The 16,307-nt window shown below is 61.5% G+C and carries 13 protein-coding genes and 1 pseudogene; 9 read left to right on the top strand and 5 right to left on the bottom strand.

The window, feature by feature from the left end; all coding sequences use genetic code 11:
• Positions 1 to 171: 171 nt before the first annotated feature.
• The 5 genes from WA070_RS17480 to maiA all read right to left on the bottom strand — a co-directional run bounded on the left by WA070_RS17480 (position 172) and on the right by maiA (position 7,046).
• On the bottom strand, positions 172 to 3,297 hold the full coding sequence (locus tag WA070_RS17480; protein WP_422635183.1) for an efflux RND transporter permease subunit: 3,126 nt from the start codon (positions 3,295 to 3,297) through the stop codon (positions 172 to 174).
• A 28-nt stretch (positions 3,298 to 3,325) separates the two neighbouring features.
• Positions 3,326 to 4,570: an efflux RND transporter periplasmic adaptor subunit gene (locus WA070_RS17475; RefSeq protein WP_422635181.1), complete on the bottom strand. Its 1,245-nt coding sequence runs from the start codon at positions 4,568 to 4,570 to the stop codon at positions 3,326 to 3,328.
• Positions 4,570 to 5,829, bottom strand: coding sequence for a TolC family protein (locus tag WA070_RS17470; RefSeq protein WP_422635180.1), 1,260 nt, complete (start codon positions 5,827 to 5,829; stop codon positions 4,570 to 4,572). The genes WA070_RS17475 and WA070_RS17470 overlap by 1 nt, the downstream gene beginning before the upstream one ends.
• A 58-nt stretch (positions 5,830 to 5,887) precedes the next feature.
• A complete protein-coding gene (locus WA070_RS17465) occupies positions 5,888 to 6,304 on the bottom strand; it encodes a hypothetical protein (RefSeq protein ID WP_422635179.1) in 417 nt (138 codons plus the stop codon).
• 97 nt (positions 6,305 to 6,401) lie between these two features.
• Positions 6,402 to 7,046, bottom strand: coding sequence for a maleylacetoacetate isomerase (gene maiA / locus WA070_RS17460; protein ID WP_422635178.1), 645 nt, complete (start codon positions 7,044 to 7,046; stop codon positions 6,402 to 6,404).
• A gap of 121 nt (positions 7,047 to 7,167) precedes the next feature.
• Here maiA and purU point away from each other — a divergent pair.
• The 9 genes and pseudogenes from purU to WA070_RS17415 all read left to right on the top strand — a co-directional run bounded on the left by purU (position 7,168) and on the right by WA070_RS17415 (position 16,306).
• Positions 7,168 to 8,021, top strand: a pseudogene (gene purU, locus WA070_RS17455) (formyltetrahydrofolate deformylase).
• Between the two features lie 145 nt (positions 8,022 to 8,166).
• Positions 8,167 to 8,910, top strand: coding sequence for a DUF4198 domain-containing protein (locus WA070_RS17450; RefSeq protein ID WP_422635177.1), 744 nt, complete (start codon positions 8,167 to 8,169; stop codon positions 8,908 to 8,910).
• Between the two features lie 28 nt (positions 8,911 to 8,938).
• A complete protein-coding gene (locus tag WA070_RS17445; RefSeq protein WP_422635176.1) occupies positions 8,939 to 9,316 on the top strand; it encodes a hypothetical protein in 378 nt (125 codons plus the stop codon).
• Positions 9,317 to 9,337: 21 nt separating this feature from the next.
• Positions 9,338 to 10,045, top strand: coding sequence for a HupE/UreJ family protein (locus WA070_RS17440; protein ID WP_422635175.1), 708 nt, complete (start codon positions 9,338 to 9,340; stop codon positions 10,043 to 10,045).
• A gap of 1 nt (position 10,046) precedes the next feature.
• The gene (locus WA070_RS17435; RefSeq protein WP_422635174.1) at positions 10,047 to 10,661 is read left to right on the top strand and encodes a hypothetical protein; all 615 of its coding nucleotides are present in this window, start codon (positions 10,047 to 10,049) and stop codon (positions 10,659 to 10,661) included.
• 20 nt (positions 10,662 to 10,681) lie between these two features.
• Positions 10,682 to 11,896: a DUF1624 domain-containing protein gene (locus WA070_RS17430; protein WP_422635173.1), complete on the top strand. Its 1,215-nt coding sequence runs from the start codon at positions 10,682 to 10,684 to the stop codon at positions 11,894 to 11,896.
• Positions 11,897 to 12,239: 343 nt separating this feature from the next.
• Complete coding sequence (locus WA070_RS17425) at positions 12,240 to 14,369, top strand: TonB-dependent siderophore receptor (RefSeq protein ID WP_422635172.1); 2,130 nt, start codon at positions 12,240 to 12,242, stop codon at positions 14,367 to 14,369.
• Between the two features lie 103 nt (positions 14,370 to 14,472).
• Positions 14,473 to 15,399 carry a 2-hydroxyacid dehydrogenase gene (locus tag WA070_RS17420; protein ID WP_422635171.1) on the top strand — a complete coding sequence of 309 codons (927 nt, stop codon included), beginning with the start codon at positions 14,473 to 14,475 and terminating at the stop codon, positions 15,397 to 15,399.
• Between the two features lie 238 nt (positions 15,400 to 15,637).
• Entirely contained in the window at positions 15,638 to 16,306 is a 669-nt protein-coding gene (locus WA070_RS17415; protein ID WP_422635170.1) for a haloacid dehalogenase type II, read from the top strand.
• Position 16,307 lies beyond the last annotated feature (1 nt).

Raw genomic sequence — 16,307 nt, 5'->3', positions numbered from 1 at the left:
GGTCCACACTCAGATTCGGTCAATAACAAAAATGCAAAGAACAAACGTTTTTCCAACCAACGTCATAAAAATATACCCAAAAACGCCATATCCCACACCCGCTCCCCATGCCATTCAAGATGCGCGCAACCGTTCATGTCTGTTAGACCTGAGCGAATCGCTGATGCCAAATCAAGCATCCCGCCGACCATGGACCAGACGATAAAGCGCGGGCAGCACGAGCAGTGTCAGCAGCGTCGAGGAGATGATCCCACCGATCACCACGGTTGCGAGCGGTCGCTGCACCTCTGCCCCTGCGCCGACGTTGAACGCCATCGGCACGAAGCCCAGACTGGCCACAAGTGCGGTCATCAGCACTGGTCGCAACCGGGTCAGCGCGCCTTCACGGATCGCCACGTCCAATGTCATGCCATCGCTGCGCAGCGTGCGGATGAAGCTGAGCATCACCACGCCGTTCAACACGGCCACCCCGGACAGTGCGATAAATCCGATCCCGGCCGATATGGACAGTGGCAGGCCGCGAAGCAGCAACGCCGCGACGCCACCCGTCAACGCCAGCGGTACACCGGAAAAGACGATCGCCGCATCCTTCATCGATCGGAACAGCGCATAGAGCAGCCCCAGGATGAGCAGCAGCGCTGCTGGGACGACTAGACGCAACCGCTTGGTCGCAGAGATCAGCTGTTCAAACGTCCCCCCATAGCTGATCCAATAGCCGGTCGGCACAGTCACCTCCGCATCCACCTTGCGCTGCAATTCTTCCACGAAGGAGCCAAGGTCGCGGCCCCGCACATTGGCGGTCACGACCACGCGGCGCTTGCCATCCTCACGGCTGATCTGGTTCGGGCCGATCACAACCTCCACCTTTGCTACGTCCTGTACCGGCACGAAGCCGCGTGGCCCAGTCCCACCTTCGCCCAGCGGAATACGCAGGCGGCCGATTTCGTCCACCTTGCGCCGCATATCCTCGGGCAGGCGCACGATGATGGGAAAGCGCCTGTCGCCTTCGAACATTTCGCCCGCCTGCTTGCCACCGATAGAGATGGACACGACATTCTGGACGTCCCCGACATTGAGGCCAAGTCGCGCCAGCGCCGCGCGATCGGGTGTGATCTGAAGCACTGGCAGGCCCGTCACCTGCTCCACGCCGACATCTGCCGCCCCGTCGATACGCTCGACGACCTCCTCCACCTCCTGCCCCACGCGAAGAAGTTCGTCCAGGTCATCCCCGAAGACCTTGATTGCGACATCCGCTCGCACGCCCGAAAGCAGTTCGTTGAACCGCATCTGGATCGGCTGCGTAAACTCGTAATTATTGCCCGGTATCTGCTCGACCGCTTCCTGCATCTGCGCCACGAGCGTCGTGCGGGGCTTGCGCGGGTCTGGCCAGTCGCCGCGATCCTTCAGCATGATGAAGGTATCGGCGACGGATGGCGGCATCGGATCGGTCGCGACCTCCGCCGTGCCGATCTTCGCGATCACGCGTTCCACTTCGGGAAAACGCTTGAGCCGCGCTTCCACCGTCCTTTGCATCGCGATCGCCTGCGTCAGGCTGGTGCCGGGGATACGCAGCGCGTGCATGGCGATGTCGCCTTCATCGAGGTTCGGGATGAATTCCGACCCCATTCGGCTTGCCGCCAAACCGGCGATGAGGACCAGAACCATCGCCCCCGCTGCGAACGCCTTGCGTAGACGTAGCGCCTTGTCGAGTGTCGGTTCATAGATCCGGCGCGCCCAGAGCATGAGGCGGCTTTCCTTCTCCTCCACCTTGCCCGTCACGAACAGCGCGATGGCGGCAGGCACGAAGCTCAACGACAGGATGAGCGCGGCGGTCAACGCCATCACCACGGTGATCGCCATGGGATGGAACATCTTGCCTTCCACCCCCGTCAGGGCAAAGATCGGCACATAGACAAGTGCGATGATGAGCATGCCAAAGAGCGACGGTCGGATGACTTCCGACGTGGCCGATGCCGCAAGCGCAAATCGCTCATCGCGTGTCAGCAAACGCCCCAGCCCATGCTGGGCCTCGCCATAGCGGCGGAGGCAATTTTCCACGATGATGACCGCGCCATCGACGATCAGCCCGAAGTCCAATGCGCCGAGACTCATCAGATTGCCTGATACGCCCGCCTGCACCATGCCGGTGATCGTCATCAGCATCGCGATCGGGATGACTGCCGCCGTGATCAGCGCCGCGCGGACATTGCCGAGCAGCAGGAACAGGACAACGATGACCAGCAGCGCGCCTTCCAGCAAATTTTTTTCGACGGTCCAGATCGCCCGTTCGACCAGATCGGTGCGGTCATAGACAGACACCGCCCGGACGCCGGCAGGCAACGCCTTCGCCGCCTGCTCCAGCCGCGCCGCCGCTGCGCGTGCAACGATACGGCTGTTTTCACCGGCCAGCATGACGACCGTGCCCAGCACGACCTCCTCGCCATTTTCGGTCGCGGCCCCGGTGCGCAATTCCTCGCCCATGCCGACGTCCGCCACATCGGCGATGCGAATCGGCACCCCGCCCCGGTTGGTGACGATAATGGATTTAAGGTCATCGATACCGCTTGCCTGCCCCGGCACGCGGACCAGATATTGCTCGCCATAGCGTTCGACATAGCCCGCGCCGACATTGGCGTTGTTGCGGCCCAGCGCATCAACCACATCGTCCAGCGCCAGCCCATAGGCAGCCATCCGGTCGGGCAAGGGCGTCACATGATATTGCCGTTCGAACCCGCCGATGCTGTTGACTTCCGTCACGCCGGGAGTGTTGCGCAATTGCGGGCGGATGACCCAATCCTGCAAAGTGCGCAGATCTTCGGCGGTGTAAGGCGTACCATCGGGCTTGCGCGCGCCGGGCTTTGCTTCCAGCGAATACATGAAGATTTCGCCAAGGCCGGTGGCGATCGGTCCCATTTCCGGTTCGACGCCGGGTGGCAGTTGAGACCGGGCGGTCTGCAACCGTTCGTTGATGAGTTGCCGTGCGAAATAAATGTCGGTGCCATCGGCAAAGACAGCGGTGACCTGGGACAGGCCATAGCGCGAGAGCGATCGGGTATATTCCAGTCCCGGCAGACCCGCGATCGCTGTCTCCACAGGGAAGGTGATGCGCTGTTCCGCCTCCAGCGGGGAAAAGCCCACCGCTTCGCTATTGATCTGGACCTGGACGTTGGTGATGTCTGGCGTAGCATCGATAGGCAGCCGCTGAAAACTCCAGATGCCAAGGGCGCACAGCAGCAGCACGGCGGCCAGCACCGCCCATCGAAACTGGATGGCGGAAGCGATAACCCGCTCCAGCACAGCGCGCCGGGGACCGGCCGTCACGGCATCAATGGTCATGGCTGGCCCCCGACTTGTCGATGTCGGCCCGGATCAGGAACGCCCCGTCGGTTACATAGTCCGTGCCGGGTTCCAGACCCCCCAGCACCTCCGTCCATTCCGGGGTGCGACGGCCCAGTTGCAGCATCCGCACCTCATAAGCGTTGCCGACCTTGGCATAGACGACGTCGAAATCACGGAAACGCTGGATGGCCTTTGTGCGCACGGCCAGGGGCACCTGCGCCTGCGCTACGGAGAAACTACCCTCTACCCCCATGCCCGGACGAAATTGAGCCGCGGCCGATTCAGGCAGATGGACGTGGGCAAGCAGCGTCTGGCTGGCAAGGTCGGCCGTGGGCAGAATTGCCTCCACCTCGCCCGTCAACCGCGCTTCACCCGACAGGCTGCGCAACGCCACCGCCTGACCTGGCTTCACCCGCTCGGCGTCGCGCGGATAGACGAAAAATTCGGCGTGCAGCTTTTTGGGGTCAGCGATCACGAACAGGGCGCGGTCGCCGGTGACGTCACCGATATTCGCGTTCTTTTCCACGATAGTGCCGCCGATCGGCGCGGTCACGGCATAGGTTTGAAGCGAATGGCTGGATTCGACCCGCAATAGGGTTTGGCCGCGCCGCACAGTCTGGCCTAGTTCTCCGTTCATCGACAGGATCACGCCGGGCAGGCGGGCGCGAACGTCCGCCTCGCCCTCGGGCGTGATTTCGATCCGGCCCGACATGTCGATCAGTTCGACGATGGAGGCCGCCCCTGCCCTTTCTGACTTTACGCCGCCCGCTCTCGCCGCAGAGGCGGAGATGATCGTGCGCCCTTCATAGGATGCATAGGTCCAATTGTGGGTGCGTCCGCCCTCCACCGCACGAACCTTTACATCGAAGCTGTGCGGCTCCTTCACCACGCCGCCACCGCGCAGATAATCTTCCTGTGGGGCGAAGGCGAAGCGGTCGATCTTGCCGCCCAACCTGATGAGGTCGATGTTCAGCTTTACCTCACCCGGCGCGACCGGCTTATCATTTCTATAGGCATAGACGTGGAACTCCGGCTCCACGCCATCCTCGAAAATTTGAATCTCTACGGCAAAGTCCCCGTCGCGCAACATGCGTCCGCCATGGGGGCCGCGTTCAAACTCTGCTTCCGCCGCGCCATGTTCGCCTTTTTCGGCGGGCGGGGGCGTTTCGCCGCACGCGCTCAGGATCGTGGTCGCCAACAGGACGCCAGCCAATTTCAGATAAGGGGACATCAGCGATTCTCCACGCTGGAAAGAAGGGGGACGTGGCGGCCAGTCAATCGGTCCAGACGTGCGCCATCGAGATGATAGGAGCGAAGCAGCACGATGCGCCGGTCATAGGCGTCGATCATCGCCTGCTGCGCCTGCGCCACTTCCAGAAAGGTGAAAGCGGTGCCGCCACGATTATAGCCATCGCGCACCAGCACGACCGCCCGTTCGGCGCTTGGTAACACCTGGGAATCAATGCGTTTGATCTCCATCACCATGGCGGCGCGCTGTGCCAGCAGCCGGTCGATTTCGCGCTTCGACTGCACTTTCAGGACGGCGATTTCCGCTTCGGCGGCGCGGCGTTCGGCTTCGGCCCGTTCCACATTGCCCCGCTGGGTCCGGCGGCCCCCTAACGGGATCGATCCGCCGAACACGACGCTCAGGTCATTGCCTTGCCCATAATGGCGCAGCCCCGCGCGCACCGTCGGATCGGTCAGGCTGTTCGCCGCCGCCAGCCGCGCCCGCGCCGCCGCCGCATCCCTTTCGGCATCCAGCAGAACAGTGTCCACCGGCTGCGCATCGCCCGGCGTTTCGGCAGAAAGCTGAGAAAAGCTGCTGCTATCCAATCGGATGTCGTCCGACGCACCCCACCATGCGCCCAGCGATGCACGCGCGATCCGGGCTTTTTCGATCGCCTGTTCCATCGCGATCCGCGCTTGTGCCAGCGCCGTGCGCGCCCTTTCCAGCGCGAACAGCGGGTCGAGCGCACGCCCCACGCGCCGCGCCACTTCGCGCTCCAGCCGCTGAGCCTGATTCAGCTTTTCCTGCGCGATCGGAATTTCCGCATCCGCCGCCAGTGCCTCGACCCAGGCGACCTGCGCCTGCGCCAGCAGATCGAGTTGGCGCAACCGACCGCGCTGCTCGGTCACGTCGCGCTCAGTCATGGCCGTGCCGACCCGCGCCTGCCGCTTCGCGCCGCGTTCCCAACTGCGTTCGTACCAGGCGGTCGTCTGCGAACTGGCGACGGGCGTATAACCGCCGGTGCGCGCGAAATCCTCGACCTCAACGGTTACGATGTCCTGCGGGCGGACATCGGCCTGACGGATGGATGCGTCGGCGGCCGCACGCTGCGCGGCGGAGACGGCAATGGCGGGATCAGCCTGCGCCACCCGCGACAGGGCATCGGTCAGCGTTAGATCCTGCGCGTACGCAGGTGGCAGGCTGGTCAGAGCGAGCAGCAGGCTGATAGCCAGCGCGCCGCCCGGACGGAAAGGGGATGACATGGAAAAACACTCGCGACAGGGCGTGGATCAAGTCCCACGCCGCCATCGCGACATGGGTTCAGACGCTGCTGATACCCTGTCTGGGCGGGCGCTTTGGCCCATCGATGGCCGATCCGGCCCGTACATTATCCTGCGGCAGGCCGTGACGCGCGCTGTCCAGCAGCAGCATAGCCATGGCGGACTGGGCGATAGGGATCATGCCGGAACCACTATCGCCATGATGATGGTGATGGCTTTCGGGCAGAGGGTCTTGCTCGTCCGCATCCTGCATCTGCGGGCCATCATGATCGGCATCATGGGCTTCTTCGACCGACAGGCCGCCGAACAGCATATGGCCGTGCTGCTGCGTCGATCCCGATTCGTGCTGCATCCGGTCCATCGTCCGCGACAGTCCCATGCCGGCGAACAACGCAGCCAACGCGATGCACAGCATCGCGCCGAGACGAAATCGCGAAGAGGATCGCAGCATGGACATATTATGACGCCTATCGGGGTTGCGCCGCTGTATCAAGATCGCGTGATATCCCCTTTTCGGCATATCGTGCGGAATGGGACCATGCGCCGCGTCGCTACTAAGCGTCAGCCTGATGTTCCGGTGCCGCGCGCCTGAACGCATCCATGGCCTGGCACACCTTCTCCACCGCCATCAAACGTGGCCAGCGCAGATCGACGCCGAAGCGCCGGGCGTTGAACAATTGCGGCACCAGAAAAATATCGGCCAGCGTGACCCGATCACCGAAACAATATCGCCCATCCTGCTGCGCTATCAGTCGGTCGAAGGCATCCAGCCCCTCATCAATCGCTTGCCGCGCCCATTGGGTCACCTGCGCCTCAGCCAGCCCCAGGCCACGCAGTCGCTGCAATATTTTGAGGTTCTGCACCGGATGCGTGTCGCACGCGATCACTTGCGCTGCCGCACGTATTTGGGCGCGGCGCAAGGGATCGTCGGGTAGCAATCGGAACCCTGCGACCGTCTCGTCCAGATATTCGCATATCGCCAGACTTTGCGTCAGTACCGCGCCATCGATTTCCAGCGCGGGTATCAACCCCTGCGGATTGAGCGCCAGATAATCCGCGCTGCGCTGCTCGCCTGCACGCAGGTCATGGAAGGTGTCGGTATAGGAAACGCCCTTCAGGTTCAGGGCGATCCGCACGCGATAGGTTGCCGTGGACCGGAAGTATCCGTGCAGCACCGGGTCCGATATAATCGCCATCATCCTGCTCCATCCTTACCCTGTTCTACAACAGCAAAGCCGATCCTGTCACCCGATACGTCCGGGGCTTGCGGCGACGCTAAGGAAAACGCATGGGCGATCCTGCCCATGGCGGAGACATTATGTGACCGAAACCTGCACCCTGACCCTGCAATGCGACGACCGGCCCGGCCTTGTAGCCGATGTCGCCGGTTTTCTGGCGCAGCAGGGGGCAACATCACCGATGCCCAGCAATATAATGACCGGCTGAACAACCGCTTCTTCATGCGGGTGGAGTTCGAGGCGGCGTTGGGCAGCGCGGACAGGCTGCGCACCGCCTTTGCCGATGTCGCGATCGCCCGCGGGATGGAATGGACCCTGCGTCGCAATGGCGATCGACAGAAGGTCTTGCTGCTGGTTAGCCGGTTCGATCATTGCCTTGGCGACCTGCTCTACCGCTGGCGCATCGGGGAGATCGACATGGATGTCGCAGGCATCGTGTCCAACCACCCGCGCGAGGCACTGGCCATATCGCTCATCGACGATGTACCGTTCCATCATTTGCCGGTGAACAAGGATAGCAAGGCGCAGCAGGAAGCGCAGATTAAGGCCATCGTCGAGCAGAGCGGCGCGGACCTGATCGTGCTGGCCCGTTATATGCAGATATTGTCGGATGATCTGGCCGGGTTCCTGTCTGGCCGCTGCATCAACATCCACCACAGCTTCCTGCCCGGTTTCAAGGGCGCCAAGCCCTATCATCAGGCGCATGAGCGCGGCGTGAAGATGATCGGCGCGACTGCCCATTATGTCACCGCCGACCTGGATGAAGGGCCGATCATCCATCAGGATGTCGAAGCGATCAACCATGCCGATACGCCAGAGGATCTGGTGCGCAAGGGGCGGGACATCGAACGGCGCGTTCTGGCGAGTGCAGTGCAGCATCATCTGCAGGGACGGGTGTTTTTGAACGGTACGCGCACAGTCGTGTTTCGGGCCTGATCCATCCGCCAAACGCACCGGCGCGCTGCCTGTGCCACTTCTTTGATATTTTCATGTAGCGGAACAGTCATATTCGGAACAATCGGTGGTGTGGCCACCATAGCCTCGACGCATTGGGATTATCCAAGATCGAGGAGTTTCCGCAATGCCGTTCGCCCGTCTGGTCACCGCAGCCCTTACCGCCTCTCTGATGACCGCCGCCGCCGCGCCTGCCGATGCCCATGGCATCTGGTTTGCACAGCGCGCGCGCCAACTTGCCCTCGTCTATGGCGTGGGCGCCGACGATCTGGACGCGGTCAAGCGCCTGCCGTTAATCACGTCCGTCACAGGATATGACGCAGACGGCGCGCCGGTCGTTACCAAATTGCGCACCGCAGGCGCCATTCCGGTGGTCGATAGCGAAGAACCGGTCGCCATCGTCGCCGCGATCATGGATTATGGCCTGTGGAGCAAGACGCCTGATGGCGAGTGGCACAACAAGGGGCGTGATGAGGTGCCCACGGCCACGCTGGCGGAGCATAACTGGAAATATGCCGTCCACCTGACGCAGATGCCGATCAAGCCTGTGCCGATGCTGGCGGGTCATACGCTGCAACTGGTGCCGGTCGATACCGCCATCCCGCAGAAGATGGGCCAGCCGATGAAGGTGCGCGCCTATTACAAGGGCAAGCCGATCGCAGGCGCGACCATCATGGCCGATTATGTGAACGACCCGGACGAGGTGGCGGTCAAGACCGCTGCCGATGGCACCGCGACGATCAGGCTGCGCAATCAGGGGCTGAACGTCCTGATGGCGATCTATGTCGGGCCGAGCGACGACAAGGCGAAGGCGGACCATATGGAACATCGCGCAGCGCTGTCGTTCATCTTGCCGCATCTTCCTGAGTAAGAACCACATATAACGAGGATTTGAGCGTATGAAGAATATCCTACACGCTGGCCTGATGACCCTGGCCCTGATGGCCGCGCCGACGATGGCGATCGCCCATGGCAGCATGAAGCCCCAGCATGGCGGCATGGTGCAGATGTCGGGCGAAACCATGATGGAACTGGTCGCCACGCCCAAAGGCATCGATGTCTATCTGAGCGAAGAGGATGAGCCGCTGGCAGCAGCGGGCTATACCGCCAAGCTGACCCAGACTGTTGCGGGCAAGAAGAGTGATGCGGCGTTGACGGCGGCGGGTGGCAATAAATTGTCCGCGCCGGGTTTCAAGACGGTCAAGGGCGCGAAGCTGGTCGTCACGCTGGTCGACAAGAGCGGCACCCGCATCTTCGCCACTTTCCAGCCCAAGTAGATGTCGGGCCGGACCATTCCCATGCCGCGTGCCTCCATCCTTTGGCTGGCCACGCTGGTGCTGGCGGGGATGGTCCTGCTGGCGCTGCATGTGCCCGGCATGGCGCATGGCGTGAACGAGGACGATCGCGCCTTCATCGAAGGCGCGTCGGGCATCAACATCATTCCCTATATGTATCTGGGGGCCAAACATATGGTCACCGGACACGACCATCTGCTGTTCCTGGCCGGTGTCATATTCTTCCTCTACCGGATGAAGGATGTCGCAGCTTATGTGACCCTGTTTGCAGTCGGGCACAGCACGACGCTGCTGCTGGGCGTCATGCTCGACATCCGGGCCAACCCGTTCCTGATCGACGCCATCATCGTGCTGTCGGTCGTTTACAAGGCGATCGACAATCTGGACGGATTCCGCACATGGTTTGGCATATCGCCCAATCCCAGGATCGCGGTGCTGATCTTCGGTTTCTTCCACGGCATGGGCCTGGCCACCAAATTGCAGGAGTTGACACTCGCGAAAGACGGGATGATATATAATCTCATAGGTTTCAACGTCGGTGTCGAGATGGGCCAGCTGATGGCGCTGACCGTCATCCTGATCCTCATGAACCTGTGGCGCATGACCGGCAATTTCCAACGCAGTGCATTGCGCGCCAACGCGGCGCTCATGGCGGCGGGCTTCATCCTGATCGGCTACCAACTGGCCGGCTATTATACGCAAGGGGCATGACATGACCGCTTCGACCCTTCCTACCCGCATCACACCATCCCCCGCTGCATTGATGCGGGCGACGGCAGGCGCGGCGATCGCCGCCGGTGCGATCCTGACGCTGTTCGTGCTGCCGGCCGAATATGGCATCGACCCGACCGGCATCGGCAGTGCGCTGGGCCTGAACGGCATGGTAGCGGGCAAGGAGACTGGGACCGCCCCGGCCGCGCCGACGACGGCGGCAGCGGCAGCGCAAAGCGCCATCCCGATACCGACCAAGGCATCCATCGCCCGGACCACCGCATGGCGACAGGATGAACAGACGATCACGCTCGCCCCTCATAGCGGTCAGGAAGTGAAGGCCCACATGATGACGGGTGACAATTTCCTGTTCACATGGAAGTCCACGGGCGGCGCGGTAAAGGCCGAGATGCACGGGGAAAAGACCGGTGCGACCGACGGAGCCTTCACCGACTATTGGAAGGAGCTGGCGATGACCGGTGGGCAGGGCCAGTTCACCGCGCCCTTCGACGGCACGCATGGATGGTATTTCCGCAACAAGGGCGAAACGCCCGTGACCGTGACCGTCAAGACGGTCGGCTATTATAAAGACCTCTTCCTGCCCAAGGGCGCGTGAAGAGCAGGGGAGACAGTGATATGAACAGCATTGCGGGCAACATCCCACCCATAGCCTACAACCCGGCCACTGCGTCAGCGGTTTCGACGGCCAAGGCGCGCACGCGATTGATCGCGATCGACGCTCTGCGTGGCCTCGTCATGCTGTTCATGCTGGTCGATCATGTGCGGGAAACCTTCTTCCTGCATTTGCAGGTCACCGACCCTGTCGACGCCAACACGACAGATCCCGGCCTGTTCTTCACCCGGCTGCTGTCCACATTCTGCGCGCCGACCTTCGTCGCGCTGACCGGCCTGTCGGCCTGGCTGTACGGCCAGTCCCACAGCAAGGGACAGGTTTCGGAATTTCTGTTGAAACGCGGGCTGTTCCTGCTGTTTCTGGAAATCACCGTGGTAGGCTACGCCTGGCCCACGCAAGCGCCAGCCTTTCCGCCAAGCGCCATCTGGCTTCAGGTCATATGGGCCATCGGCATTTCCATGGTCGCACTGGCCGCGCTGCTACACTTACCGCGCAGGGCACAGTTTGCGGTGGGCCTGGCCATCGTGTGCCTGCACAATCTGCTCGACCCGATCAAGCTGACCGCCGATCAACCGGCCTATGTCGCCTGGGCGATCCTGCATCAGCGGTCCCTGATCGAAATGGGCGGACTGACGATCAAGACCACTTACCCAGTGCTGCCATGGATCGGCGTGATCCTGCTGGGCTATGCCTGCGGCCCTTGGTTCGCGCGTGGCAGCGACCCGGCACCGCGCATCCGACGCCTCGTCATGCTGGGGCTGGGGCTGATTATCGGCTTCGTCGTCATCCGCACGCTCAACATCTACGGGGACAAGCCGTGGTTCGTGGCGGAAACGCCGCTGCGCACGGTCATGAGCTTTCTGGCGCTGACCAAATATCCGCCCTCTTTGCTGTTCCTGATGCCCACGATCGGCACGGGGTGCCTGCTGCTCGCTCTGTTCGAGCGGTTTGAACAGAGCGCCGTCATGCCCCGGCTGGCGTTGCTGGGCAGCGCGCCGATGTTCTATTACATCCTGCATCTCTACACGCTCAAGCTGATCTACAACATCGCGCTGCTGTTGTATGGCCCGACCAAGGGCAAGGTGTTCGGCGTGGATAACCTGTCCACCGTATGGATCTGGGTCGCGCTGCTAATCGTGCCGCTTTACTTTCCGACGCGGTGGTTCGCGCAGCTCAAGCAGCGGCGCAAGGACATCTGGTGGCTCAAATATCTCTGATCCCGCGCCGGCGGGTCGCCCGGCCGCCTTTCCATCAGGGAAGGCGGCCATTCCCCAGCATTTTCGGGACAGTTTCCTATACGTAACGACCATATATGCCGCGCAGCATTTTCATGCCGTAACATGGGTCAATTCACAATTTTGCACCGTCCCACAGGCCAAGTTTGACGTAATATAACCGTAACTAGACCTAGCCTCGATCTCAAGAAGAGGTGATCGAACACCCCGTAGCCCGGCCCCCGATGACAGGACGCAATGTCCGCTTCGGGACAGAAGAACAAATCAGCCGGTCTCCGTTTCGCAGGACATTCAGGAACAGCGACTTCACAAGGGGATACACATAATGCGACCATCATCCGCCCTCCGACTGGCGCTTATCGCCAGCACCGCCGCCATCGCCCTGCCATCCATCGCATCGGCCCAGGAACCCGCCGCCGAAGTGCCCGCCGACGCCATCGTCGTCACTGGCCTCAAGCGCCAATATTTCGGCGACACGCCGGTCAAGGAAATCCCGCAGGCTGTCCAGTTTCTGGAAGGCAAGCTGCTTCAGGATCTGAACATCACCCGCCTCGACACCGCGCTGGAACTGGCAAGCGGTGTTTCGAAGCAGAATAATTTCGGTGGCCTGTGGGACAGTTTCGCCATTCGCGGTTTTGCCGGCGACGAAAATTTTCCAAGCGGCTTCCTGGTCAACGGATTTAATGGCGGGCGCGGTTATGGCGGCCCCCGCGACGCATCGAACGTCGAGCGCATCGAAGTGCTCAAGGGTCCGAACTCAGCGGTCTTCGGGCGCGGCGAGCCGGGCGGCACGATCAACATCGTCACCAAAAAGCCCGACTTCAAGCAGCATGGCAGCTTCACCGTCGGTGGCGGCAGCTGGGAAAATTACCGGGTAGAGGGCGATTTCAACCTGCCGCTGAGCGACACCGTCGCCGTCCGCATCAACGGATCGGTCGAGGATGCCGAAAGTTTCCGCGACACGGTCAAGACGCGCAAATATACGCTGACGCCATCCTTTCTGGCGAAGCTGTCGGACGCGGACATTTTCACTTACGAACTGGAATATGTGAAGCAGGACGTGCCGTTCGATCGTGGTGTTGTGGCTATCCCCACCGTGACCAACGGCGTCACCAGCTATAATCTGGGCGCGATCCCCAACTCGCGCTTTTTGGGCAACCCCAATGACGGCCCGATCAAAATCGGCGTGCTGGGCCATCAGGCGCAATATCAGCACGACTTCAGCAGCGATTGGACGCTTATGCTGGGCGCTGGATATAAGGACACGACGTTCGAAGGCTTTTCCAGCGACCCCGAACTGGCGCTTGGTCGTCAGTTGATCGATAATAACGGGCGTACCCTGTCGCGCCAGCGCCGCTATCGCGATTACAGCACCACCCATCTGGTGTTCCGGGGCGAAATCAGCGGCAAGGTGAATACCGGATCAATCGTCCACAATATCCGAGTCGGTGCGGACTGGGACAAGTTCGAGATCGAATTGCTCCAGACCCGCTATCGCCCAACCGCAGCGGATCAGTCCTATTCGATCGACATCTTCACTCCCAACTATAACATCGCAGCGCCCACGCCGACGAGCGTCATCCAGAATTCCACCGAAACACAGAAGGCCTGGGGCGTTTACGCGCAGGACCAGATCGAGATCACCGAACAGTTCAAAGTCCGGTTCGGCGGGCGCTATGACGATTTCAGCCAGAATATCGACAACCGGTTGGGGCTTACCAATCCTGCGTCCTACACCAAGTTCAGTCCGATGGCGGGACTGGTGTTCGAACCCACACAAAGCCTCTCCTTCTACGCCAGCTATGGCAAGGGGTTCCGGCCGAACAGCGGCGTCGATGTGAACAACAATCCCTTCGCCCCGGAAGTCAGCAAAAGCTACGAAGTCGGTGCAAAGTTCGTGACGCCGGATGGCCGGATCACCAGCACGCTTTCGCTATACAAGATGAAGAAGAGCAACGTCCTGACCGCCGATCTGCTGACCGGCCTGTCTGTGGCGGTTGGATCGGCCAAAAGCCAGGGCGTCGAGTTCGACGTCAACGCCAAGCTGCCAGCCGGGTTCGAACTGTTCCTGACCTACGCCTATACCGACGCAGGCTGGGCGGGCGACTATCCTTTGGCCGGTGTGTTCAAGAACGATCCGCTGATCAACATTCCCAAGCATCAGGGCAATGCCCTGCTGTTCAAGACGTTCGATATCGGCAGCAACAAGGCGATGCTGGGCGCGGGCGTAACGCATATCAGCAACCGACTGGGCCAAACGGCGGCGAATTTCTATCTGCCAAGCTATACAATCGCCAAGGTGCTGGGTTCGGTCACGTTTAACGAACAGTTCAAACTGTCTGCCGACGTCAACAACCTGTTCGACAAGAAATATTACGCCAGTTCCTATTCGGCACTGTGGATCCAGCCGGGCATGCCACGGTCGTTCACGGTACGCGGGACGTTTAATTTCTGATTGCGTTCGGGGGCGGTTCGCCGCCCTCTTCCAGCCGTCGGTGGCAGCGTCGTTGCGCTGTTGCCGACGGCCTTTTCTTTGACGGCGGCCACAGGATCCCACGATGAGCCTGCTCTATACATCCGACGCGACGCGCGGCCGCATCTGGCGCGACATATTTGCGGCGCAGGCTTCGGCCATTGGCTTTGTCGATCCGGGCGACGCCTATGACCCCGCCACGATCCGCTATCTGGCCGCATGGAATCCGTCGGCCGATCTGATCGCGACGCTGCCTGCGCTTGAAGTGTTGTTTTCGATCGGCGCAGGGATCGACCAGTTCGACATGGCCAGCCTGCCGCCCCATGTGCGCGTCGTGCGCATGATCGAACCGGGCATCACGCAGGGTATGGTCGAATATGTCACGATGGCGGTGCTGGCGCTGCATCGCAACCTGATCGACCATGGCATCGCGCAGCGCGAAGCGCGGTGGGCGCCGATCAAGCTGGTCCCCGCCGATCAACGCCGGGTCGGCGTGATGGGGCTGGGCCATCTGGGGCAAGCGGTGCTGGGGGCGCTTGCGCCGTTCGGCTTTGCCCTGTCGGGATGGAGCCGGTCGGCCCATGCGATCGACGGCGTGGAATGTCATGCGGGGGACGATGGACTGACGGCTTTTCTGTCAGGGTGCGACATCCTCATCTGCCTGCTGCCGCTGACGCCGCAGACGCGCGGCATCCTGTGCCGTGATACGCTTTTCCAGCTGCCTGCCGGGGCGGCGATCGTCAATGTCGGGCGGGGCGCGCATCTGGTGGAGCAGGATCTGCTGTCGTTGATCGATGAAGGGCATGTTTCAGGCGCTGTTCTCGACGTGTTCGACCCCGAACCGCTGCCTGCCGATCATCCATTCTGGGCGCATCCTCGCATCCTGATGACGCCCCATATCGCCAGCATGACCCGCGCGGACAGCGCCGCACAAGCCCTGATCGCCAATATCCACCGCCATGAAGCGGGCCAACCGATGGAGGGTGAAGTCGCACGGCAGCGGGGCTATTGAAGGCGCGATATTCCATGCCGCCTACCGATCGATACAAGGGGAATTTGCCGAAATCACCGGCCCGATCGCCCCGCTTCGCAAGGCGCAGCAAATCCTGCCGAATGACCTACCGTAAAAGCGCCAAATCTGCCCTTGGCCATGAATCAATCAGGCGCATGTTCCGGCTCGCCCATGTCGTAATAGCATTGTCACACGGCCCCACGGGCCATTTGTCGAACCCAGTTAGGATGTTCCTCCGATGCCCAATTTCCGGCCCAAATATATCAGCTTCGACTGCTACGGCACGCTGACCCGTTTCCGCATGACGGAAATGGCAACCGCCTTCATGGCCGATCGCATCGATGCGGAAAAACTGCCTGCCTTCTGCAAGGACTGGGGCGCTCTTCGTTTCGATCAGGTGATGGGCGATTGGGAACCCTATCAGGAAGTTATCCGCAACTCACTGCGTCGCACATGTCAGAAATGGGGCGTTGCCTATAATGAGGCCGACGCCGATGCGGTCTATGCCGCCGTGCCCACATGGGGTCCGCATGACGACGTAGCCGGTGGCCTGTCCCAGATCGGCGACAAAATCCCGCTCGTCATCCTGTCCAACGCGATGAACGACCAGATCCATCATAATGTCGGCATGCTGGGCGCGCCTTTCCACGCGGTCTACACCGCGCAGATGGCACAGGCTTACAAGCCGCGCATGCAGGCGTTCGAATATATGTTCGACCAGCTGGGCGCTAATCCGGAAGATATGATGCACGTCTCGTCCAGCTTCCGCTACGACCAGAATACAGCGACCGACCTGCATTTTGGATGCCGTGTGTTCGTGGGTCGCGGGCATGAGCCGTCGAACCCATTCTACCGCGACGTGGAAATCCCGCATATCGGTTGCCTGCCTGCGGTCGTCGGTCTCTAAA

It is taken from the genome of Sphingobium sp., from assembly GCF_049304695.1.
Classification (GTDB): domain Bacteria; phylum Pseudomonadota; class Alphaproteobacteria; order Sphingomonadales; family Sphingomonadaceae; genus Sphingobium.
This window is presented reverse-complemented; position numbering and strand designations above follow the sequence as displayed.

Excerpts from the sequence above, each read along its gene's own strand:
- WA070_RS17435 (WP_422635174.1), top strand. The coding sequence starts at position 10,047 with ATGACCGCTTCGACCCTTCCTACCCGCATCACACCATCCCCCGCTGCA.
- WA070_RS17450 (WP_422635177.1), top strand. The coding sequence starts at position 8,167 with ATGCCGTTCGCCCGTCTGGTCACCGCAGCCCTTACCGCCTCTCTGATG.
- maiA (WP_422635178.1), bottom strand. The coding sequence starts at position 7,046 with ATGATGGCGATTATATCGGACCCGGTGCTGCACGGATACTTCCGGTCC.
- WA070_RS17465 (WP_422635179.1), bottom strand. The coding sequence starts at position 6,304 with ATGTCCATGCTGCGATCCTCTTCGCGATTTCGTCTCGGCGCGATGCTG.
- WA070_RS17440 (WP_422635175.1), top strand. The coding sequence starts at position 9,338 with ATGCCGCGTGCCTCCATCCTTTGGCTGGCCACGCTGGTGCTGGCGGGG.
- WA070_RS17415 (WP_422635170.1), top strand. The coding sequence starts at position 15,638 with ATGCCCAATTTCCGGCCCAAATATATCAGCTTCGACTGCTACGGCACG.
- WA070_RS17420 (WP_422635171.1), top strand. The coding sequence starts at position 14,473 with ATGAGCCTGCTCTATACATCCGACGCGACGCGCGGCCGCATCTGGCGC.
- WA070_RS17425 (WP_422635172.1), top strand. The coding sequence starts at position 12,240 with ATGCGACCATCATCCGCCCTCCGACTGGCGCTTATCGCCAGCACCGCC.
- WA070_RS17445 (WP_422635176.1), top strand. The coding sequence starts at position 8,939 with ATGAAGAATATCCTACACGCTGGCCTGATGACCCTGGCCCTGATGGCC.
- WA070_RS17470 (WP_422635180.1), bottom strand. The coding sequence starts at position 5,829 with ATGTCATCCCCTTTCCGTCCGGGCGGCGCGCTGGCTATCAGCCTGCTG.
- WA070_RS17475 (WP_422635181.1), bottom strand. The coding sequence starts at position 4,570 with ATGTCCCCTTATCTGAAATTGGCTGGCGTCCTGTTGGCGACCACGATC.
- WA070_RS17430 (WP_422635173.1), top strand. The coding sequence starts at position 10,682 with ATGAACAGCATTGCGGGCAACATCCCACCCATAGCCTACAACCCGGCC.